Genomic DNA, 19395 nt, shown 5'->3' with positions numbered 1-19395 from the left:
TCCATCGAGATGCGCGACACCGACGAGGACGTCTTCCGCGCGGCGGAAGAGCTCGGTATCGATCTGTCCCGGCGTGAGCCGAGCAGCGTGGAAGAAGTCTGAGGGGGAGATCGCACAAAATGCTAGACGTCAACTTCTTCGACGAGCTCAGGATCGGTCTTGCGACCGCCGACGACATCCGTCAGTGGTCGCACGGCGAGGTCAAGAAGCCCGAGACCATCAACTACCGAACCCTCAAGCCGGAAAAGGACGGGCTCTTCTGCGAGAAGATCTTCGGCCCGACCCGCGACTGGGAGTGCTACTGCGGTAAGTACAAGCGAGTCCGGTTCAAGGGCATCATCTGTGAGCGCTGCGGCGTCGAGGTCACTCGCGCCAAGGTGCGTCGTGAGCGGATGGGCCACATCGAGCTGGCCGCCCCGGTCACGCACATCTGGTACTTCAAGGGCGTCCCTTCGCGCCTCGGCTACCTGCTCGACCTGGCCCCGAAGGACCTGGAGAAGGTCATCTACTTCGCGGCCTACATGATCACGCATGTCGACACCGAGATGCGTGAGCGTGACCTGCCCTCGCTGGAGGCGAAGATCTCCGTCGAGCGGCAGCACATCGAGCAGCGCCGTGACGCCGACGTCGAGGCCAGGCAGAAGAAGCTCGAAGGCGACCTCGGCGAGCTCGAGGCCGCCGGCGCCAAGGGCGACCAGCGCCGCAAGGTCCGTGAGGGCGCCGAGCGCGAGATGCGTCAGCTGCGCGACCGCGCCCAGCGTGAGCTGGACCGGCTCGACGAGGTGTGGAGCCGCTTCAAGAACCTCAAGGTCCAGGACCTCGAGGGCGACGAGCTGCTCTACCGCGAGATGCGCGACCGCTTCGGCCGCTACTTCAAGGGCGGCATGGGCGCGCAGGCGATCCAGGACCGTCTGATCAGCTTCGACCTCGACGCCGAGGCCGAAAACCTGCGCGAGACCATCCGCAGCGGCAAGGGCCAGAAGAAGGCCCGCGCCCTCAAGCGGCTCAAGGTCGTGTCGGCGTTCCTCAACACGACCAACTCGCCGCGCGGCATGGTGCTCGACTGCATCCCGGTCATCCCGCCGGACCTGCGCCCGATGGTGCAGCTCGACGGTGGCCGGTTCGCGACCTCCGACCTCAACGACCTCTACCGCCGGGTCATCAACCGCAACAACCGGCTCAAGCGTCTGCTCGACCTCGGCGCGCCCGAGATCATCGTGAACAACGAGAAGCGGATGCTCCAGGAGGCCGTCGACGCGCTGTTCGACAACGGCCGTCGCGGTCGCCCGGTCACCGGTCCCGGCAACCGGCCGCTGAAGTCCCTCAGCGACATGCTGAAGGGCAAGCAGGGTCGCTTCCGCCAGAACCTGCTGGGCAAGCGAGTCGACTACTCCGGCCGTTCGGTCATCGTCGTCGGCCCGCAGCTCAAGCTGCACCAGTGCGGTCTGCCCAAGCAGATGGCGCTGGAGCTGTTCAAGCCGTTCGTGATGAAGAGGCTGGTCGATCTCAACCACGCCCAGAACATCAAGTCGGCCAAGCGGATGGTCGAGCGCGCCCGCCCCGTGGTGTGGGACGTGCTCGAAGAGGTCATCACCGAGCACCCCGTGCTGCTCAACCGCGCTCCGACGCTCCACCGCCTGGGCATCCAGGCGTTCGAGCCGCAGCTGGTCGAGGGCAAGGCCATCCAGATCCACCCGCTCGTCTGCACCGCGTTCAACGCGGACTTCGACGGCGACCAGATGGCCGTGCACCTGCCGCTGTCGGCTGAGGCCCAGGCCGAGGCACGCATCCTGATGCTCTCGACCAACAACATCCTCAAGCCGGCCGACGGCAAGCCCGTGACGATGCCCACCCAGGACATGGTCATCGGCCTCTACTGGCTGACCACCCAGAAGGAAGGCGCGCTGGGCGAGGGCCGCGTGTTCGGCTCGATCGCCGAGGCGCAGATGGCCTTCGACCGCCGCGAGCTGGAGATCCAGGCGAAGATCCAGATCCGGCTGAAGGACGTCCTGCCGCCGCGCGAGTGGGTGGCCCCCGAGGGCTGGGAGCAGGGCGACCCGCTGCGGCTGGAGACCACGTTCGGGCGGTGCCTGTTCAACCAGACGCTGCCGGAGAGCTACCCCTTCGTCGACTTCCAGGTCGGCAAGAAGCAGCTGTCCACGATCGTGAACGAGCTGGCGGAGACCTACCCCAAGATCGAGGTCGCCAACTCGCTCGACGCGCTCAAGGACGCCGGCTTCCGCTGGGCGACCCGCTCCGGTGTCACGATCTCGATCGACGACGTCGTCGCGCCGCCCAACAAGGCCGACATCATGGAGAACTACGAGCGCCGGGCCGACAAGGTCCAGCGCGAGTACGAGCGCGGCCTGATCACCGACGAGGAGCGCCGTCAGGAGCTCATCGAGATCTGGACGCACGCGACGGCCGACGTCGAGACCGACATGGTCAACGCCTTCCCGGCGACCAACCCGGTCTGGATGATGGTCAACTCCGGCGCCCGTGGTAACAAGATGCAGGTCCGGCAGATCGCCGGCATCCGCGGTCTGGTGTCCAACACCAAGGGTGAGACGATCCCGCGGCCGATCAAGGCCTCGTTCCGCGAGGGCCTGTCGGTGCTGGAGTACTTCATCTCCACCCACGGTCAGCGCAAGGGTCTGGCCGACACCGCCCTGCGTACCGCCGACTCGGGTTACCTGACCCGTCGTCTGGTGGACGTCGCGCAGGACGTCATCGTGCGTGAGATCGACTGCGGCACCGACCGCGCGGTCCCGCTGCACGTGGCCGACCGCGACGCGAGCGGCAACCTGGTCAAGGCGGAGAACGCCGAGTCCAACGTGCACGGCCGCATCCTGGCCGAGGACGTCGAGGTCGACGGCAAGATCATCGTCCCGGCGGGTGTCGACATCAACGACAACCACGTGACGAAGCTGGTCGAGGCCGGCGTCGAGACCGTCCGCACCCGCAGCGCGCTCGTCTGCGAGGCCAAGATCGGTGTCTGCGCGACCTGCTACGGCCGCTCGCTGGCCACCGGCAAGCTCGTGGACGTCGGCGAGGCGGTCGGCATCATCGCCGCCCAGTCGATCGGCGAGCCCGGCACGCAGCTGACCATGCGGACGTTCCACACCGGTGGTGTGGCCGGCGCGGACATCACCCACGGTCTGCCCCGAGTCACGGAGCTGTTCGAGGCGCGCATCCCCAAGGGTGTCGCCCCGATCTCCGAGGCCGAGGGCCGCGTGCGGATCGACGAGACCGACAAGACCAGGAAGGTCGTGATCACCCCCGACGACGGCTCGGAGGAGATTGCCTACCCGGTCTCGATGCGCTCGCGCCTGCTCGTGCAGGAAGGCCAGCGCGTCACCGTCGGCCAGCAGCTGGTCGCCGGTGCGGTCAACCCCAACGAGGTGCTGCGCATCCTCGGCCCGCGGGCCGTGCAGCTGCACCTGGTGGCGGAGGTCCAGCAGGTCTACCGCTCGCAGGGTGTGTCGATCCACGACAAGCACATCGAGATCATCGTGCGGCAGATGCTCAAGCGCGTGAACGTGCTGGAGTCCGGTGACACCGACCTGCTGCCCGGCGAGCTCGTGGAGCGCCCGCGCTTCGAGCAGATGAACCGCGAGACCGTGGCCGAGAGCGGGTCGCCCGCCGCTGGCCGTCCGGTCCTCATGGGCATCACGAAGGCGTCGCTGGCCACCGAGTCGTGGCTGTCGGCGGCCTCCTTCCAGGAGACGACCAGGGTCCTGACGGACGCGGCGATCCACGCCAAGTCCGACTCGCTCCTGGGCCTGAAGGAGAACGTCATCATCGGTAAGCTCATCCCGGCCGGCACGGGCATGCCCCAGTACCGCAACATCCGGGTCGAGCCCACCGAGGAGGCCAAGGCCGCCATGTACACCGTGGGCGGCTACGACGGTTCCGCGGCCGACTACACCTTCGGCACCGGCAGCGGCGAGGCCGTGCCCCTGGAGGAGTACGACTTCGGCCAGTACAACCGGTGATTCGCTGATATTTGCTGGTCTGTGCGCCCGGCTCTCTCGTTTCGAGAGGGCCGGGCGTTCGGCTTTTCCGGCCTTCCTCTGTTACGGCGGCGCCAGCTCGCCCCAGACGCCGTACGTGGCTGAGGGCCTTCCAGGGAGACGGCCGCTGAACCCGTCAGTGGCGAGCCGCCGCTACGCCGCCCTCTGGGCCCCCTCCGTGGCGAACCCGGCCCCCTGCGCCGCGCGGTCCCCGGCGAGGTGGCGGGAAGAGAACTGTCACCGGTGTGCGAGCGGACGTCCAGGTCGGCGCCGTCTCGTCCTCAGGCCGCCGGGTGTGGTGTGCGGCACAGTCGGGTTGCCTCGTTGGGTGGCTTGGCGGGGTTTGGTGGGACAAGGGGAGGTAACGGGCGGGTGGCGGTTCGCGGAGTTGGGGGCGGAACACCCCAGGGGGCTATATCATGGCTCCGGAGCTGTAGATGGGCTGGATGAAATAGGCCTCAGCGATCCGGAGTGGCAGAGCTTGTCCGCTTTGCCGCGCCGTTTTGACGTGTCGCCAAGGCCTGGGTAGTCTTGAGCATCGTGCCCGTCTTCTAACGGGCTCTCGACCGTGCGCTCAATTGCGGGCGCGGGACGGCTTCCTGGCTCGTAACCCTCGTGGATGCGTCCGTGCGAATAGCGCGACACGCCCGAGCGCGGGGGCACCGGGACAAGAGAAACCAGCAGGTCATGACACCGGCAGAACCTGCGAAATGCAAGACCATGACGTAACACCGGCCAGGCACGAAACGGAGTGGCAGTGCCCACTATTCAGCAGTTGGTCCGCAAGGGCCGGCAGGACAAGGTCTCCAAGACCAAGACTCCTGCCCTCAAGGGGAGTCCGCAGCGGCGCGGCGTGTGCCAGCGCGTTTACACCACGACTCCGAAGAAGCCCAACTCGGCACTGCGCAAGGTGGCCCGCGTTCGGCTCACGAACGGCATCGAGGTCACGGCCTACATCCCCGGTGTGGGCCACAACCTGCAGGAGCACTCCATCGTGCTCGTGCGTGGCGGTCGTGTGAAGGACCTGCCTGGTGTTCGCTACAAGATCATCCGCGGCTCGCTGGACACCCAGGGTGTCCGCAACCGCAAGCAGGCCCGCAGCCGCTACGGCGCGAAGAGGGAGAAGAGCTAACAATGCCTCGTAAGGGTTCTCCTGGCCGTCGTCAGCTCATGGCTGACCCGGTTTACAGCTCGCCGCTGGTGACCGCCCTGATCAACAAGGTGCTCCTGGACGGCAAGCGCTCCATCGCGCAGTCGATCGTCTACGGCGCCCTCGAAGGCTGCAGGGAGAAGACGGGCAACGACCCGGTCGTCACCCTGAAGCGTGCGCTTGACAACGTCAAGCCGACGCTCGAGGTCCGCAGCCGTCGCGTCGGTGGCGCGACCTACCAGGTGCCGGTCGAGGTGCGCGCCGCGCGCAGCACCACCCTGGCCCTGCGCTGGCTGGTGCAGTACTCCCGCGCCCGCCGCGAGAAGACCATGACCGAGCGCCTCATGAACGAGCTCCTCGACGCCAGCAACGGCCTCGGGGCGAGCGTCAAGAAGCGCGAGGACACCCACAAGATGGCCGAGTCCAACAAGGCCTTCGCTCACTACCGCTGGTAGTGGGTTCGACGAGACGACGAGGACGCGAGAGAAGTGGCCACGCAGACCGCTCTTGACCTGGCCAAGGTCCGAAACATCGGGATCATGGCCCACATCGACGCGGGCAAGACAACCACGACCGAGCGCATCCTGTTCTACACCGGCATCAACTACAAGATCGGTGAAGTCCACGAGGGCGCTGCCACGATGGACTGGATGGAGCAGGAGCAGGAGCGCGGCATCACGATCACGTCTGCCGCGACCACCTGTGAGTGGGTCGGTCACACGATCAACATCATCGACACTCCGGGTCACGTCGACTTCACCATCGAGGTGGAGCGCTCGCTGCGCGTCCTCGACGGTGCCGTCGCCGTGTTCGACGGCGTGGCCGGTGTCGAGCCGCAGTCGGAGACGGTGTGGCGTCAGGCCGACCGCTACGAAGTCCCCCGGATCTGCTTCGTCAACAAGATGGACCGGGTCGGGGCGGAGTTCCACCGCTGCGTCGACATGATGATCAACCGTCTGGGCGCCACGCCGGCTGTCATTCAGCTGCCGTGGGGCGTCGAGGCCGACTTCAAGGGCGTCATCGACCTCATCCGGATGAAGGGTCTCATCTGGAGCGCCGAGGCGGCGAAGGGCGAGATGTACGACACCGTCGACATCCCGGCCGACCACGCCGAGGCCGCCCGTGAGTGGCGTGACCGCCTCATCGAGACGGTCGCCGAGAACGACGACGAGCTGATGGAGCTCTACCTGGAGGGCACTCAGCCCACCGAGGAGCAGCTGGTCGCGGCCATCCGCCGCGCGACGCTGGCCAGCGCCATCAACCCGGTCCTGTGTGGCACCGCGTTCAAGAACAAGGGCGTGCAGCCCCTGCTCGACGCGATCGTCGCCTACCTCCCGGCCCCGACCGACATCCCGGCCTTCAAGGGCCACGCGGTCGGCAACGAGGAGAAGGTCGTCGAGCGGCACGCCGACCCGACCGAGCCGTTCTCCGCGCTGGCCTTCAAGATCGCCAGCGACCCGCACCTGGGCAAGCTCACCTACATCCGCATCTACTCGGGCACGCTCGAGACCGGTTCACAGGTCACCAACTCTGTGAAGGGTAAGAAAGAGCGGATCGGCAAGATCTACCAGATGCACGCGAACAAGCGTGAAGAGCGCCCGACGGCGGTCGCCGGCCAGATCGTCGCGGTCATGGGTCTGAAGGACACCACGACCGGCGACACCCTGTCCGACACGGCGAACCAGGTCGTGCTCGAGTCGATGACGTTCCCGGCTCCGGTCATCAACGTCGCCATCGAGCCCAAGACCAAGGGCGACCAGGAGAAGCTGTCCACCGCCATCCAGCGGCTGGCCGAGGAGGACCCGTCCTTCCAGGTCCGCCGCGACGAGGAGACCGGTCAGACGGTCATCTGGGGCATGGGCGAGCTTCACCTGGAGATCCTCGTCGACCGCATGCGGCGCGAGTTCAAGGTCGAGGCCAACGTGGGCCGCCCGCAGGTGGCCTACCGCGAGACCATCCGCCGCAAGGTGGAGAAGCTCGACTACACCCACAAGAAGCAGACCGGTGGTTCCGGTCAGTTCGCGCGGGTGATCATCAACCTCGAGCCGCTGGGCGAAGGCAACGACGGCTACGAGTTCGAGAACAAGGTCACCGGTGGCCGCGTCCCTAGGGAGTACATCCCGTCGGTCGACGCGGGCGCGCAGGAGGCCGCCGAGTTCGGCGTGCTGGCCGGTTACCCGATGGTGGGCGTGAAGGTTACGCTGACCGACGGTGCGGCCCACGACGTGGACTCCTCGGAGATGGCGTTCAAGATCGCCGGCTCGATGGCCTTCAAGGAGGCCGCGCGCAAGGCGGACGCCGTGCTCCTCGAGCCGATGATGGCCGTCGAGGTCACCACGCCCGAGGACTACATGGGTGACGTCATCGGTGACCTCAACGGTCGCCGCGGGCAGATCCAGTCGATGGACGACCGGGCCGGCGCCAAGGTCATCCAGGCGCTCGTGCCGCTGTCTGAGATGTTCGGCTACGTGGGCGACCTGCGTAGCAAGACGCAGGGGCGCGCGAGCTACAGCATGCAGTTCGACTCCTACGCGGAGGTGCCTCCGGGCATCGCCAAGGAGATCGTCGCGAAGGCCCGGGGCGAATAGTTCTCGGTCCGATCCCGCGAGGGATCGGACCAGGACTCAGTCCTGGTCCCTGGTGGGGTGGCGAGGGCCACCCCACCGCCAAGGGGTTCGGGGTCTCCCGGGCCCGAGTGTGTAGAAAGTCAGTCAGATTCTCTAAGGAGAGAACCAGTGGGCAAGGCCAAGTTCGAGCGGAACAAGCCGCACATGAACATCGGCACCATTGGGCATATCGACCACGGTAAGACCACACTGACCGCGGCGATCACCAAGGTGCTTCACGACCGTTACCCCGAGCTGAACGCCGCGACGCCGTTCGACAAGATCGACAAGGCGCCGGAGGAGAAGGCTCGTGGCATCACGATCTCCATCGCGCACGTCGAGTACCAGACCGAGAAGCGCCACTACGCTCACGTGGACTGCCCCGGTCACGCCGACTACGTGAAGAACATGATCACCGGTGCCGCTCAGATGGACGGCGCGATCCTCGTGGTCGCCGCCACCGACGGCCCGATGCCGCAGACGAAGGAGCACGTCCTCCTGGCCCGCCAGGTCGGCGTCCCCTACATCGTCGTGGCCCTCAACAAGTCCGACATGGTGGACGACGAGGAGATCCTGGAGCTCGTCGAGCTCGAGGTTCGTGAGCTGCTGTCCGCTCAGGAGTTCCCCGGCGACGACCTGCCCGTCATCCGCGTCTCCGCGCTCAAGGCTCTTGAGGGCGACCAGAAGTGGGCCGACAGCATCATCGAGCTGATGGACGCCGTCGACGAGAACGTCCCCGAGCCCCCGCGTGAGACGGACAAGCCGTTCCTCATGCCGGTCGAGGACGTCTTCTCGATCACCGGTCGCGGCACGGTCGTCACCGGCCGTATCGAGCGCGGCATCGTCAAGGTCAACGAGCAGGTCGACATCATCGGCATCAAGCCGGAGAAGACGACCACCACCGTCACCAGCATCGAGATGTTCAACAAGATGCTCGACGAGGGTCACGCCGGTGACAACGCCGCCCTGCTGCTCCGCGGCATCAAGCGCGACGACGTCGAGCGCGGCCAGTGCATCATCAAGCCGGGCACGACCACCCCGCACACCGAGTTCACCGGCCAGGTCTACATCCTGTCCAAGGACGAGGGCGGCCGGCACACGCCGTTCTTCAACAACTACCGCCCGCAGTTCTACTTCCGTACGACTGACGTGACCGGTGTGGTGAACCTCCCCGAGGGCACCGAGATGGTCATGCCGGGCGACAACACCGAAATGCGCGTTGAGCTGATCCAGCCCATCGCCATGGAGGAAGGCCTCAAGTTCGCGATCCGTGAGGGTGGCCGCACCGTCGGCGCCGGCCGGGTCGTGAAGATCATCAAGTAGCTAGACCGTCGGGGCGGCGGTCGGCCCCGGACCTCGGAGCCGACCGCCGAACCACGTAAGGCCCCATGCGAAGGCGCCGTGATCCAGCAGTTGCTTCGGCCGCCGTAGGACAGGTGACCGAAGTCACTGCCGGATCACGGAAGAAAAGGCAGATCGACTACGTCTGCCTCGTGGGGTCAGTGCGGGTTCGATCCGCACGAACGCACAGCGGCAACCGGCCGCACGATACTTTTTCAGACGACAGCGAAGGACACCGAGGCCACTATGGCGGGACAGAAGATCCGCATCCGGCTTAAGGCCTATGACCACGAGGTCATCGATAGCTCGGCCAAGAAGATCGTCGAGACGGTGACGCGGACTGGCGCGAAGGTCGCGGGCCCGGTGCCGCTGCCGACCGAGAAGAACGTGTACTGCGTCATCCGCTCGCCGCACAAGTACAAGGACAGCCGCGAGCACTTCGAGATGCGCACGCACAAGCGGCTGATTGACATCATCGACCCGACCCCCAAGACGGTTGACTCGCTCATGCGGCTCGACCTCCCCGCGGGTGTCGACATTTCGATCAAGCTCTGAGGGAACGCACTGACATGGCTAAGACGATCAAGGGCGTCCTGGGCAAGAAGCTCGGCATGACCCAGGTCTTCGACGCGGACAACCGGATGGTGCCGGTGACCGTGGTCGAGGCCGGTCCGTGCGTGGTGACCCGCGTCCGCACCGCCGACAAGGACGGCTACTCCGCCATCCAGCTCGGCTTCGGGCAGGTCGACCCCCGGAAGGTCAACAAGCCGCTCGGCGACTACCTGCGTAAGCACGACATCACCCCGCGCCGTTACTTCGCGGAGATCCGCACCGACGACGCGAGCGACTACAACCTGGGCCAGGAGCTGCTGGCCGACACCTTCGAGGCCGGCCAGTTCGTCGACGTGACGGGCAAGAGCAAGGGCAAGGGCTTCGCCGGTGTCATGAAGCGGCACGGCTTCGGTGGTCTGGGCGCGTCGCACGGTACGCAGCGCAAGCACCGCTCGCCGGGTTCCATCGGTGGCTGCGCCACCCCGGGCCGCGTATTCAAGGGTCTGCGCATGGCTGGTCGGATGGGTAACGTCCGCACCACCGTGCAGAGCCTCAAGGTTCACGCCGTGGACGCCGAGAAGGGTCTCATCCTGATCAAGGGTGCGATTCCCGGCGCCAACGGCAGTCTGGTTCTCGTCCGCTCCGCTGCCAAGAAGGGGGCTGCCAAGTGAGCACCACTATTGACGTCCTCGACGCCGGTGGCGCGAAGACCGGCACCGTCGACCTGCCGGAGGACATCTTCGGCGCCAAGGTCAACGTGCCGCTGATCCACCAGGTGGTCGTGGCCCAGCTCGCCGCTCGCCGGCAGGGCACCCACAAGGCCAAGACCCGTGGTGAGGTCTCCGGCGGCGGCAAGAAGCCGTACCGCCAGAAGGGCACCGGTCGCGCCCGTCAGGGTTCGACCCGTGCGCCGCAGTTCACCGGCGGCGGCGTCGTCCACGGCCCCGTGCCGCGTGACTACTCGCAGCGCACGCCCAAGAAGATGAAGGCCGCCGCCCTGCGTGGTGCCCTCTCCGACCGGGCCGGCGGCGGTCGCGTGCACGTGGTGAGCTCCCTGGTCACGGGCGAGACGCCCAAGACCAAGGCGGCGCTGGAGGCCGTGCGCAAGATCACCCAGTCCGCGCGTGTCCTGGTCGTGGTCGACTCGGACGACGAGCTGACCTGGCTGAGCCTGCGCAACGCGCCCGAGGTCCACCTGCTGGACGCCGGGCAGCTCAACACCTACGACGTGCTCGTGCACGACGACGTGGTCTTCACCCAGGAGGCGTACGACCAGGTCGTGGCGCGACTGAGTGGCGGGAAGGAAGACGCCTGATGGAGAAGATCGCCGACCCGCGCGACATCATCATCAAGCCGATCGTCTCTGAGAAGAGCTACGGCCTGATCGATGAGAACAACAAGTACACGTTCCTGGTGCGCAAGACCGCGAACAAGACCCAGGTCAAGATCGCTGTCGAGCAGATCTTCGGGGTCAAGGTCACCAGCGTGAACACCATCAACCGGCAGGGCAAGCGCAAGCGGACCCGTACCGGTTTCGGCAAGCGTCCCGACACCAAGCGCGCGATCGTGAGCCTGGGTGAGGGCGATCGGATCGACATCTTCGGTCAGATCGGCTGAGCGGCCATAGAAGTGAGTGCGGGCCACGTGGTCCGCGCGGGGCTGAGACCGTCGCATTTCGGTGCGGCGGGCTCACCCATGTAACCGACGAAGGATGAACGAAAAAGATGGGCATCCGTAAATACAAGCCGACGACTCCGGGTCGCCGCGGGTCGAGTGTCTCGGACTTCTCCGAGATCACCCGCAGCACGCCCGAGAAGTCGTTGCTTGCGCCCCTTCACAGCAAGGGCGGCCGCAACGTACACGGCCGGGTCACCGCCCGCCACCAGGGCGGCGGTCACAAGCGCGCCTACCGGATCATCGACTTCCGTAGGCATGACAAGGACGGCGTTCCGGCGAAGGTCGCTCACATCGAGTACGACCCCAACCGCACCGCCAACATCGCTCTGCTCCACTACGCCGACGGCGAGAAGCGCTACATCATCGCGCCGACGGGGCTCAAGCAGGGTGACCGCATCGAGAACGGCCCCGCGGCCGACATCAAGCCGGGCAACTGCCTGCCGCTGCGCAACATCCCGACCGGTACCTTCATCCACGCGGTGGAGCTCCGTCCGGGAGGCGGCGCCAAGCTCGGCCGCTCCGCCGGCGCCCAGATCCAGCTGCTCGCCAAGGAGGGCACGTACGCCACGCTGCGTATGCCGTCCGGTGAGATGCGCATGGTCGACGTGCGCTGCCGCGCCACGGTGGGCCAGGTCGGCAACGCCGAGCAGGCCAACATCAACTGGGGCAAGGCCGGCCGTATGCGGTGGAAGGGCAAGCGCCCGACCGTCCGCGGTGTCGCGATGAACCCCGTCGACCACCCGCACGGTGGTGGCGAGGGCAAGACCTCCGGTGGTCGTCACCCGGTGAACCCCAAGGGCAAGCCCGAGGGCCGTACCCGTCAGGCGAACAAGGCCAGCGACAGGCTGATCATCCGCCGTCGGTCCAAGAGGAAGAAGCGGTAGGAGCAGCCGAAATGCCACGTAGCCTTAAGAAGGGTCCCTTCGTGGACGAGCACCTTCAGAAGAAGGTGGAGGTCCAGAACGAGAAGGGCACCAAGACCGTCATCAAGACGTGGTCGCGGCGTTCCATGATCATCCCCGACATGCTCGGGCACACGATCGCCGTGCACGACGGCCGCAAGCACGTCCCGGTGTTCGTCACCGAGTCGATGATCGGCCACAAGCTCGGAGAGTTCGCGCCCACGCGTACGTTCCGCAGCCACGTCAAGGACGACCGGCGCAGCCGGCGATAGACGCCTTCGAAAAGCAGTTAGAGGAGTAAGCGATGGAAGCCAGGGCTCAGGCGCGGTTCGTCCGCGTCACGCCCCTCAAGGCCCGCCGCGTGGTGGACCTTATTCGCGGGCTGCCCGCTTCGGAGGCGCAGGCCGTGCTGCAGTTCGCTCCCCAGTCGGCGAGCGAGCCGATCTACAAGGTGCTCAGCTCCGCCATGGCGAACGCCGAGCACAACTTCGACCTCGACCCCAGCACGCTCGTCGTGAGCCGCGCGTGGGTCGACGAGGGCCCGACGCTGAAGCGGTTCCGTCCGCGTGCCCAGGGTCGTGCCTATCGGATCAACAAGCGGACGAGCCACATCACCGTGATCGTGGAGTCCCGCGAGCCGAAGGGAAGGACCCGATAGTGGGCCAGAAGGTTAACCCGCACGGGTTCCGCCTCGGCATCACGACCGACTTCAAGAGCCGGTGGTACGCCGACAAGCTGTACAAGTCGTACGTCGCCGAGGACGTGTCGATCCGCCGCATGCTGCAGAAGGGCATGGAGCGGGCCGGCATCTCCAAGGTCGAGATCGAGCGCACGACGGACCGCGTCCAGGTGGACATCCACACCGCGCGTCCCGGCATCGTGATCGGCCGTCGTGGCGCTGAGGCGGACCGGATCCGTGGCGACCTGGAGAAGCTGACCAAGAAGCAGGTCCAGCTCAACATCCTCGAGGTCAAGAACCCGGAGATCGACGCTCAGCTCGTCGCGCAGGGCGTCGCCGAGCAGCTGTCCAGCCGTGTCTCGTTCCGCCGTGCCATGCGCAAGGCGATGCAGTCGGCCATGAAGTCCGGCGCCAAGGGCATCCGTGTCCAGTGCTCCGGTCGTCTGGGCGGCGCCGAGATGTCCCGGTCGGAGTTCTACCGCGAGGGCCGCGTGCCGCTGCACACCCTCCGCGCGGACATCGACTACGGCTTCTACGAGGCCCGTACGACCTTCGGCCGCATCGGCGTGAAGGTCTGGATCTACAAGGGCGAGGCCCCGACGAGCCGCGCCGAGCGCGAGGCGGCCGCCGCCGGTGCTCGCGCCGGCCAGCGTCGTGACCGCGACGACCGTCGTGGTGGCGGCGGCGACCGTCCGCGTCGTGGTGGCGGTGACCGCCCCCGTCGTGGTGGCGGCCGCGGCGACCGCGCCCCCCGTAACGAGGCGGCCGCGCAGGCCGCCCCCGAGACCGGCCCGGCTGCGCAGCCGGGTGCTGAAGGGAGCTGACCATGCTGATCCCGCGCAGGGTCAAGCACCGCAAGCAGCACCGGCCTGACCGCAGCGGAGCCGCCAAGGGCGGCACCAGGGTCGTGTTCGGCGAGTTCGGCATCCAGGCGATTGAGCACTCCTACGTGACCAACCGCCAGATCGAGTCCGCCCGTATCGCGATGACCCGTCACATCCGCCGTGGCGGCAAGGTGTGGATCAACATCTACCCCGACCGTCCGCTCACCAAGAAGCCGGCCGAGACCCGCATGGGTTCCGGTAAGGGTTCGCCGGAGTGGTGGATCGCCAACGTCAAGCCCGGACGCGTGATGTTCGAGCTGTCCGGCGTGGCGGAGTCGGTGGCGCGTGAGGCGCTCACCCGAGCGATCCACAAGCTGCCGATGAAGTGCAAGATCGTTAAGCGTGAAGTGGGTGAGGCGTGATGGCTAAGGGCCTGACCGCCGGGGAGCTGCGGCTCGAGGACGAGGACACCCTCGTCCAGAAGCTGAAGGAGGCGAAGGAGGAGCTGTTCAACCTCCGCTTCCAGGCGGCGACCGGTCAGTTGGAGAGCCACGGGCGGCTGCGTGCCGTCCGCCGCGAGATCGCCCGTATCTACACCGTGATGCGCGAGCGCGAGCTGGGCATCGTCACGGTCGAGAAGGAGACGAGCGATGGCTGAGACCGAGACCACCGAGACCACTGAGACCGCGGAGGGCTCGCGCCGCTTCCGCAAGGTCCGCGAGGGCCTCGTCGTCAGCGACAAGATGGACAAGACCGTCGTCGTCGCCGTCGAGGACCGCGTGAAGCACCGTCTGTACGGCAAGGTCATCCGCCGTACGACCAAGTACAAGGCGCACGACGAGGCCAACGCCTGTGGCGTCGGCGACCGGGTGCTGCTGATGGAGACCCGCCCCCTCTCCGCCACCAAGCGGTGGAGGGTCGTGGAGATCCTCGAGAAGGCCAAGTAAGGCCCTCTCGGACATACCGCGCCTCGTGGGGGCTTCAGGGCCCCCATGACGGCGTCCAAGGACGCGAGGCCCACGGGCCTCGCGTCGCCTGCGGTGCGGCGCCTCCAGGGGTGCTGTGGCCGGGGGAACAAGACAATGACGGGTTCCGCCAGGCTCAGCGATGAGAACCGGCGCGACTAACAGGAGTAAGACGTGATCCAGCAGGAGTCGCGGCTCAAGGTCGCCGACAACACGGGTGCCAAGGAGATCCTTTGCATCCGCGTTCTCGGTGGCTCGGGCCGACGCTACGCCGGTATCGGCGACATCATCGTCGCCACAGTCAAGGACGCGCTGCCTGGCAGCACGGGCGTCAAGAAGGGCGACGTCGTCAAGGCGGTCATCGTCCGCACGGTCAAGGAGCGCCGCCGGCCCGACGGCTCCTACATCCGCTTCGACGAGAACGCCGCCGTCATCATCAAGGACAGCGGTGACCCTCGTGGCACTCGTATCTTCGGCCCGGTCGGCCGCGAGCTGCGCGACAAGAAGTTCATGCGCATCATCTCGCTCGCCCCGGAGGTGCTGTAATGCCGAAGCTGCATGTGAAGAAGGGTGACCTGGTCCAGGTCATCGCCGGCAAGGACAAGGGTGCCAAGGGTCGTGTGATCGCCACTCTCCCGCGCGAGGACCGCGTGGTGGTCGAGGGCATAAACATGATCAAGAAGCACACCAAGGAGACCCACCAGGGTCCGCGCGGCGCCAAGACCGGCGGCGTGCAGACCATGGAGGCTTCGATCCACGTCTCGAACGTGAAGAAGCTCAAGGACGACAAGCCCGCCGACAAGAAGGCCGACGAGAAGAAGGCCGACGAGGAGACGGGTGAGGACAGCTGATGACTGCCACGACCACTGAGACCGAGCGCCCGACGCCGCGACTCAAGACGAAGTACCGCGAGGAGATCGCGGCCCAGCTTCGCGAGCAGTTCGGCATCGAGAACGTCATGCAGATCCCCGCCCTGACCAAGATCAAGGTCAACATGGGTGTCGGTGAGGCGGCTCGCGACTCCAAGCTCATCGAAGGTGCCGTCCGCGACCTCACCGTGATCACCGGCCAGAAGCCGGCCGTCGTCCGGGCGCGCAAGTCCATCGCGCAGTTCAAGCTGCGCGAGGGCATGCCGATCGGCGCGCACGTCACGCTGCGCGGTGACCGCATGTGGGAGTTCCTCGACCGCCTGCTGGCGCTGGCCCTGCCCCGTATCCGGGACTTCCGCGGCCTGTCGCCCAAGCAGTTCGACGGCAACGGCAACTACACCTTCGGTCTGACCGAGCAGGTCATGTTCCACGAGGTCGACCAGGACAAGGTCGACCGTCCGCGGGGCATGGACATCACGATCGTGACCACCGCGAAGAACGACGACCAGGGCCGGGCGCTGCTGAAGCTCCTCGGCTTCCCGTTCAAGGAGGCCTGATCCAATGGCGAAGAAGTCGCTGATCGCCAAGGCGGGGCGCAAGCAGAAGTTCGAGGTCCGGGCATACACTCGTTGCTCGCGCTGCGGCCGGCCCCGCGCCGTCTACCGCAAGTTCGGCCTCTGCCGCGTGTGCTTCCGCGAGATGGCGCACCGGGGCGAGCTGCCCGGCATCACCAAGTCGAGCTGGTAGATAACCTGAGGGGCGGCCCTGTGTCGCCCCCAGGTGTTCATATTCAGGAAAAGCAAGGACGCATCCCGCGTCCGTGACCACGCCGAAGGTCCACCGGTAGAGCGCTGCTTCACCGACTGGAAACCGCGGCGAGGAAGGCCACTGGCCATGACGATGACCGACCCGATCGCAGACATGCTCACACGTCTGCGCAACGCGAACTCGGCGTACCACGAGAGCGTGTCGATGCCGTACTCGAAGATCAAGGCGCACATCGCCGAGATCCTCCAGCAGGAGGGTTACATCCAGGCTTGGACCGTCGAAGACGCCAAGGTTGGCAAGAACCTCGTGGTGGAGCTCAAGTTCGGGCCTACCCGTGAGCGTTCGCTCGCGGGCCTGCGCCGGGTTTCCAAGCCCGGTCTGCGGGTTTATGCGAAGAAGGACAACCTGCCTCGAGTCCTGGGCGGACTGGGCGTCGCGATCATCTCGACGTCCGCCGGTCTCATGACCGACAAGCAGGCCGGCAAGCGTGGCGTGGGCGGGGAAGTCCTCGCCTACGTCTGGTAGAGGGGAGGAACACAGCATGTCGCGAATCGGACGGCTGCCCATCCCTGTGCCCAGTGGCGTAGACATCACGATCACCGGCCAGGATGTCCAGGTCAAGGGCCCGAAGGGCACGCTGCTTCACAAGGTCGCCGACCCCATCACGGTCGCGCGCGACGACGACGGCGCCATCGCCGTCACCCGCCCGAACGACGAGAACAAGGTCCGTGCGCTGCACGGCCTGTCCAGGACGCTGATCGCCAACATGGTGCAGGGCGTCACTCAGGGCTACTCCAAGAGCCTTGAGATCGTCGGTGTGGGTTACCGCGTCCAGGCCAAGGGGCCGACGCAGCTGGAGTTCTCACTGGGCTTCAGTCACCCGGTCATCGTCGACGCCCCCGAGGGCGTCACCTTCCGCGTCGAGAGGCCGACCCTGTTCCACGTGGACGGCATCGACAAGCAGAAGGTCGGCGAGGTCGCGGCCAACATCCGCAAGTTGCGCAAGCCTGACCCGTACAAGGGCAAGGGCGTGCGTTACCAGGGCGAACAGATCCGCCGCAAGGTCGGAAAGGCTGGTAAGTAGGCATGGCTCCGAAGACTGCGTTCAGCAAGCACACGGCTGCCCGCACCGTCTCGCGGGCCCGCCGTCACCGCCGCGTCCGCAAGTTCGTCGTCGGTACGGCAGAGCGTCCGCGCCTCGTCGTCAACCGCTCGACTCGTCACATGTTCGTCCAGATCGTGGACGACACCGTCGGCCACACGCTGGTGAGCGCGTCCACCATGGACGCCTCGCTGCGCACGCTGGAGGCGGACAAGACCGAGAAGGCGAAGAAGGTCGGCGAGCTCCTCGCTCAGCGGGCCAAGGAAGCCGGGATCTCCAAGGTCGTCTTCGACCGCGGTGGCAACCGGTATGCAGGTCGGATCGCGGCGCTGGCAGACAGCGCTCGCGAGGGCGGGCTCGAGTTCTGATGCGGGCCCGAGGATCGCAAATGATGGCAACTGAGAAGAGGAACCACTGATGGCTGCAGCTCCGCGTCGCGGTGGCGGCACCGGTGGCGATCGGCGTGACCGTCGTGACGATCGCCGCGGTGGCGCCGCCGACAAGGGCGTCTCGTACATCGAGCGCGTAGTGAAGATCAACCGGGTGGCCAAGGTCGTGAAGGGTGGTCGTCGCTTCAGCTTCACCGCCCTCGTCGTCGTCGGTGACGGCAACGGCCTGGTCGGCGTCGGTTACGGCAAGGCCAAGGAAGTCCCCGCGGCGATCGCCAAGGGTGTCGAAGAGGCGAAGAAGCACTTCTTCAAGGTGCCTCGGATCCAGGGCACGATCCCGCACACGGTGCAGGGCGAGGAGGCGGCCGGTGTCGTCTTCCTGCGTCCGGCCTCGGCCGGTACCGGCGTCATCGCCGGCGGCCCGGTGCGCGCCGTCCTGGAGTGCGCCGGCATCCACGACGTGCTGTCCAAGTCGCTCGGCTCGGACAACCCGATCAACATCGTGCACGCCACCGTGGCGGCTCTGAAGGGCCTTTCCCGCCCCGAGGAGATCGCCGCCCGCCGTGGCCTGCCGATCGAGGACGTCGCTCCGGCCAGGATGCTCAAGGCTCAGCGCGAGGGCATCGCCGAGGCCGCGGCCGCCAAGGCGGTGAGCTAGTCATGGCACGCCTGAAGATCACTCAGGTTCGCTCGAAGATCGGTGGCAAGCAGAACCAGCGTGACTCGCTTCGTTCGCTTGGCCTGAAGCGAATCGGCGACGTCGTCGTCAAGGAGGACCGGCCCGAGATTCGCGGCATGGTCTCCGTGGTGACGCACCTCGTCGAGGTGGAAGAGGTCGACTGACATGACTGACAGCTCCAACAACGCTGCTCCGCTCAAGATCCACGACCTGCGTCCTGCTCCCGGCGCCAACAAGGCCAAGATCCGCAAGGGTCGTGGCGAGGCGTCCAAGGGCAAGACCGCCGGCCGCGGTACCAAGGGCAGCCACGCGCGCACGACGGTTCCCCTCGGTTTCGAGGGTGGCCAGGTGCCGCTGCAGAGGCGTCTGCCGAAGCTCAAGGGCTTCTCCAACGCCCTGTTCAAGACGACCTACCAGGTCGTCAACCTCGACAGGCTCGGCGAGCTGTTCCCCGAGGGTGGCGAGGTCACCGTCGAGGCGCTGGTCGCCAAGGGTGCTGTTCGCAAGAACCAGCTCGTGAAGGTGCTCGGCACCGGCGACATCTCGGTCGCGGTGAACGTCCAGGCTCACGCCTTCTCGTCCGCCGCCAAGGAGAAGATCGCCGCCGCCGGTGGTTCCGTTACCGAGCTGTAGTAACGCTATGACGAGGCGTGGGGGCTTTGACAATGGGCCCCCACGCCCGTAGTGCGTTAGAGTTCGCGAGACGGCAGGCTTCTGTCCGGCTCGTTCGACATGAGACTTCAGATGGCAGATCCCCGCACCATCGCTTACTCACAACGCCGTAAAGGCGCGCAGGAGGGACCGTGCTGACCGCGTTTACCCGGGCGTTCCGGACACCGGACCTGCGCAAGAAGTTGCTCTTCACCCTGGGCATCATCG

26 protein-coding genes are annotated in these 19395 nt (G+C 66.5%); all 26 read left to right on the top strand.

Translation table 11 applies throughout. The features are described from left to right. Positions 1–119 precede the first annotated feature (119 nt). The 26 genes from B0I32_RS55130 to rplO all read left to right on the top strand — a co-directional run bounded on the left by B0I32_RS55130 (position 120) and on the right by rplO (position 19149). Complete coding sequence (locus B0I32_RS55130) at positions 120–3995, top strand: DNA-directed RNA polymerase subunit beta' (RefSeq protein WP_106253415.1); 3876 nt, start codon at positions 120–122, stop codon at positions 3993–3995. 775 nt (positions 3996–4770) lie between these two features. Beyond that, complete coding sequence (gene rpsL, locus B0I32_RS55125; protein WP_049572713.1) at positions 4771–5145, top strand: 30S ribosomal protein S12; 375 nt, start codon at positions 4771–4773, stop codon at positions 5143–5145. A 2-nt stretch (positions 5146–5147) separates the two neighbouring features. Beyond that, entirely contained in the window at positions 5148–5618 is a 471-nt protein-coding gene (rpsG, locus tag B0I32_RS55120) for a 30S ribosomal protein S7 (RefSeq protein ID WP_020542314.1), read from the top strand. An 84-nt stretch (positions 5619–5702) separates the two neighbouring features. After that, positions 5703–7751: an elongation factor G gene (fusA, locus tag B0I32_RS55115; protein WP_407674927.1), complete on the top strand. Its 2049-nt coding sequence runs from the start codon at positions 5703–5705 to the stop codon at positions 7749–7751. Between the two features lie 147 nt (positions 7752–7898). Continuing rightward, entirely contained in the window at positions 7899–9092 is a 1194-nt protein-coding gene (tuf, locus tag B0I32_RS55110; protein ID WP_106253412.1) for an elongation factor Tu, read from the top strand. A 264-nt stretch (positions 9093–9356) separates the two neighbouring features. Beyond that, positions 9357–9665, top strand: a complete 309-nt coding sequence (gene rpsJ / locus B0I32_RS55105; RefSeq protein WP_012887830.1) for a 30S ribosomal protein S10 — start codon at positions 9357–9359, stop codon at positions 9663–9665. A 14-nt stretch (positions 9666–9679) separates the two neighbouring features. Then, positions 9680–10333: a 50S ribosomal protein L3 gene (gene rplC, locus B0I32_RS55100; protein ID WP_106253411.1), complete on the top strand. Its 654-nt coding sequence runs from the start codon at positions 9680–9682 to the stop codon at positions 10331–10333. Next, positions 10330–10977 carry a 50S ribosomal protein L4 gene (rplD, locus tag B0I32_RS55095; RefSeq protein WP_106253409.1) on the top strand — a complete coding sequence of 216 codons (648 nt, stop codon included), beginning with the start codon at positions 10330–10332 and terminating at the stop codon, positions 10975–10977. Before rplC ends, rplD begins: the two co-directional genes overlap by 4 nt. After that, positions 10977–11279: a 50S ribosomal protein L23 gene (rplW, locus tag B0I32_RS55090; RefSeq protein ID WP_106253408.1), complete on the top strand. Its 303-nt coding sequence runs from the start codon at positions 10977–10979 to the stop codon at positions 11277–11279. Before rplD ends, rplW begins: the two co-directional genes overlap by 1 nt. 107 nt (positions 11280–11386) lie before the next feature. Beyond that, complete coding sequence (gene rplB, locus B0I32_RS55085) at positions 11387–12223, top strand: 50S ribosomal protein L2 (RefSeq protein ID WP_106253407.1); 837 nt, start codon at positions 11387–11389, stop codon at positions 12221–12223. An 11-nt stretch (positions 12224–12234) separates the two neighbouring features. Continuing rightward, a complete protein-coding gene (rpsS, locus tag B0I32_RS55080; RefSeq protein ID WP_106253405.1) occupies positions 12235–12513 on the top strand; it encodes a 30S ribosomal protein S19 in 279 nt (92 codons plus the stop codon). 32 nt (positions 12514–12545) lie between these two features. After that, positions 12546–12899, top strand: coding sequence for a 50S ribosomal protein L22 (gene rplV, locus B0I32_RS55075; RefSeq protein ID WP_103960883.1), 354 nt, complete (start codon positions 12546–12548; stop codon positions 12897–12899). Further along, a complete protein-coding gene (rpsC, locus tag B0I32_RS55070; RefSeq protein ID WP_106253403.1) occupies positions 12899–13744 on the top strand; it encodes a 30S ribosomal protein S3 in 846 nt (281 codons plus the stop codon). The genes rplV and rpsC overlap by 1 nt, the downstream gene beginning before the upstream one ends. Positions 13745–13746: 2 nt before the next feature. Continuing rightward, complete coding sequence (gene rplP / locus B0I32_RS55065; RefSeq protein ID WP_106253402.1) at positions 13747–14166, top strand: 50S ribosomal protein L16; 420 nt, start codon at positions 13747–13749, stop codon at positions 14164–14166. Then, positions 14166–14402 carry a 50S ribosomal protein L29 gene (gene rpmC, locus B0I32_RS55060; RefSeq protein WP_106253417.1) on the top strand — a complete coding sequence of 79 codons (237 nt, stop codon included), beginning with the start codon at positions 14166–14168 and terminating at the stop codon, positions 14400–14402. Before rplP ends, rpmC begins: the two co-directional genes overlap by 1 nt. Continuing rightward, a complete protein-coding gene (rpsQ, locus tag B0I32_RS55055; RefSeq protein ID WP_106253400.1) occupies positions 14395–14691 on the top strand; it encodes a 30S ribosomal protein S17 in 297 nt (98 codons plus the stop codon). Before rpmC ends, rpsQ begins: the two co-directional genes overlap by 8 nt. 192 nt (positions 14692–14883) lie before the next feature. Beyond that, positions 14884–15255 (top strand): 50S ribosomal protein L14, encoded by a 372-nt coding sequence (rplN, locus tag B0I32_RS55050; protein ID WP_106253399.1) that lies wholly within the window; start codon positions 14884–14886, stop codon positions 15253–15255. After that, positions 15255–15560, top strand: a complete 306-nt coding sequence (gene rplX, locus B0I32_RS55045; RefSeq protein ID WP_106253397.1) for a 50S ribosomal protein L24 — start codon at positions 15255–15257, stop codon at positions 15558–15560. The genes rplN and rplX overlap by 1 nt, the downstream gene beginning before the upstream one ends. After that, positions 15560–16135 carry a 50S ribosomal protein L5 gene (rplE, locus tag B0I32_RS55040; protein ID WP_106253395.1) on the top strand — a complete coding sequence of 192 codons (576 nt, stop codon included), beginning with the start codon at positions 15560–15562 and terminating at the stop codon, positions 16133–16135. The genes rplX and rplE overlap by 1 nt, the downstream gene beginning before the upstream one ends. A gap of 4 nt (positions 16136–16139) precedes the next feature. Continuing rightward, on the top strand, positions 16140–16325 hold the full coding sequence (locus tag B0I32_RS55035) for a type Z 30S ribosomal protein S14 (RefSeq protein ID WP_020542298.1): 186 nt from the start codon (positions 16140–16142) through the stop codon (positions 16323–16325). Between the two features lie 147 nt (positions 16326–16472). Then, on the top strand, positions 16473–16871 hold the full coding sequence (rpsH, locus tag B0I32_RS55030) for a 30S ribosomal protein S8 (RefSeq protein WP_106253393.1): 399 nt from the start codon (positions 16473–16475) through the stop codon (positions 16869–16871). Positions 16872–16887: 16 nt separating this feature from the next. Next, a complete protein-coding gene (rplF, locus tag B0I32_RS55025) occupies positions 16888–17430 on the top strand; it encodes a 50S ribosomal protein L6 (protein WP_106253392.1) in 543 nt (180 codons plus the stop codon). Between the two features lie 2 nt (positions 17431–17432). Continuing rightward, on the top strand, positions 17433–17816 hold the full coding sequence (gene rplR, locus B0I32_RS55020; protein ID WP_106253390.1) for a 50S ribosomal protein L18: 384 nt from the start codon (positions 17433–17435) through the stop codon (positions 17814–17816). A gap of 49 nt (positions 17817–17865) precedes the next feature. Continuing rightward, positions 17866–18495, top strand: a complete 630-nt coding sequence (gene rpsE / locus B0I32_RS55015; protein WP_106253389.1) for a 30S ribosomal protein S5 — start codon at positions 17866–17868, stop codon at positions 18493–18495. 2 nt (positions 18496–18497) lie between these two features. Next, on the top strand, positions 18498–18680 hold the full coding sequence (rpmD, locus tag B0I32_RS55010; RefSeq protein ID WP_080043226.1) for a 50S ribosomal protein L30: 183 nt from the start codon (positions 18498–18500) through the stop codon (positions 18678–18680). A gap of 1 nt (position 18681) precedes the next feature. Continuing rightward, a complete protein-coding gene (gene rplO / locus B0I32_RS55005) occupies positions 18682–19149 on the top strand; it encodes a 50S ribosomal protein L15 (RefSeq protein WP_106253388.1) in 468 nt (155 codons plus the stop codon). Positions 19150–19395 lie beyond the last annotated feature (246 nt).

The sequence above is a fragment of the Nonomuraea fuscirosea genome, from assembly GCF_003001935.1.
Classification (GTDB): domain Bacteria; phylum Actinomycetota; class Actinomycetes; order Streptosporangiales; family Streptosporangiaceae; genus Nonomuraea; species Nonomuraea fuscirosea.
The sequence above is the reverse complement of the archived record's forward strand: the minus strand, read 5'-3'. Positions and strand labels throughout refer to the sequence as shown.

What these genes read in the sequence shown, in the direction of transcription:
- B0I32_RS55130 (WP_106253415.1), top strand. Translation starts at nt 120, where the DNA reads ATGCTAGACGTCAACTTCTTCGACGAGCTCAGGATCGGTCTTGCGACC.
- rpsG (WP_020542314.1), top strand. Translation starts at nt 5,148, where the DNA reads ATGCCTCGTAAGGGTTCTCCTGGCCGTCGTCAGCTCATGGCTGACCCG.
- fusA (WP_407674927.1), top strand. Translation starts at nt 5,703, where the DNA reads ATGGCCCACATCGACGCGGGCAAGACAACCACGACCGAGCGCATCCTG.
- rpsJ (WP_012887830.1), top strand. Translation starts at nt 9,357, where the DNA reads ATGGCGGGACAGAAGATCCGCATCCGGCTTAAGGCCTATGACCACGAG.
- rplC (WP_106253411.1), top strand. Translation starts at nt 9,680, where the DNA reads ATGGCTAAGACGATCAAGGGCGTCCTGGGCAAGAAGCTCGGCATGACC.
- rplW (WP_106253408.1), top strand. Translation starts at nt 10,977, where the DNA reads ATGGAGAAGATCGCCGACCCGCGCGACATCATCATCAAGCCGATCGTC.
- rplB (WP_106253407.1), top strand. Translation starts at nt 11,387, where the DNA reads ATGGGCATCCGTAAATACAAGCCGACGACTCCGGGTCGCCGCGGGTCG.
- rpsS (WP_106253405.1), top strand. Translation starts at nt 12,235, where the DNA reads ATGCCACGTAGCCTTAAGAAGGGTCCCTTCGTGGACGAGCACCTTCAG.
- rplV (WP_103960883.1), top strand. Translation starts at nt 12,546, where the DNA reads ATGGAAGCCAGGGCTCAGGCGCGGTTCGTCCGCGTCACGCCCCTCAAG.
- rplP (WP_106253402.1), top strand. Translation starts at nt 13,747, where the DNA reads ATGCTGATCCCGCGCAGGGTCAAGCACCGCAAGCAGCACCGGCCTGAC.
- rpmC (WP_106253417.1), top strand. Translation starts at nt 14,166, where the DNA reads ATGGCTAAGGGCCTGACCGCCGGGGAGCTGCGGCTCGAGGACGAGGAC.
- rpsQ (WP_106253400.1), top strand. Translation starts at nt 14,395, where the DNA reads ATGGCTGAGACCGAGACCACCGAGACCACTGAGACCGCGGAGGGCTCG.
- rplX (WP_106253397.1), top strand. Translation starts at nt 15,255, where the DNA reads ATGCCGAAGCTGCATGTGAAGAAGGGTGACCTGGTCCAGGTCATCGCC.
- rplE (WP_106253395.1), top strand. Translation starts at nt 15,560, where the DNA reads ATGACTGCCACGACCACTGAGACCGAGCGCCCGACGCCGCGACTCAAG.
- B0I32_RS55035 (WP_020542298.1), top strand. Translation starts at nt 16,140, where the DNA reads ATGGCGAAGAAGTCGCTGATCGCCAAGGCGGGGCGCAAGCAGAAGTTC.
- rpsH (WP_106253393.1), top strand. Translation starts at nt 16,473, where the DNA reads ATGACGATGACCGACCCGATCGCAGACATGCTCACACGTCTGCGCAAC.
- rplF (WP_106253392.1), top strand. Translation starts at nt 16,888, where the DNA reads ATGTCGCGAATCGGACGGCTGCCCATCCCTGTGCCCAGTGGCGTAGAC.
- rplR (WP_106253390.1), top strand. Translation starts at nt 17,433, where the DNA reads ATGGCTCCGAAGACTGCGTTCAGCAAGCACACGGCTGCCCGCACCGTC.
- rpsE (WP_106253389.1), top strand. Translation starts at nt 17,866, where the DNA reads ATGGCTGCAGCTCCGCGTCGCGGTGGCGGCACCGGTGGCGATCGGCGT.
- rpmD (WP_080043226.1), top strand. Translation starts at nt 18,498, where the DNA reads ATGGCACGCCTGAAGATCACTCAGGTTCGCTCGAAGATCGGTGGCAAG.
- rplO (WP_106253388.1), top strand. Translation starts at nt 18,682, where the DNA reads ATGACTGACAGCTCCAACAACGCTGCTCCGCTCAAGATCCACGACCTG.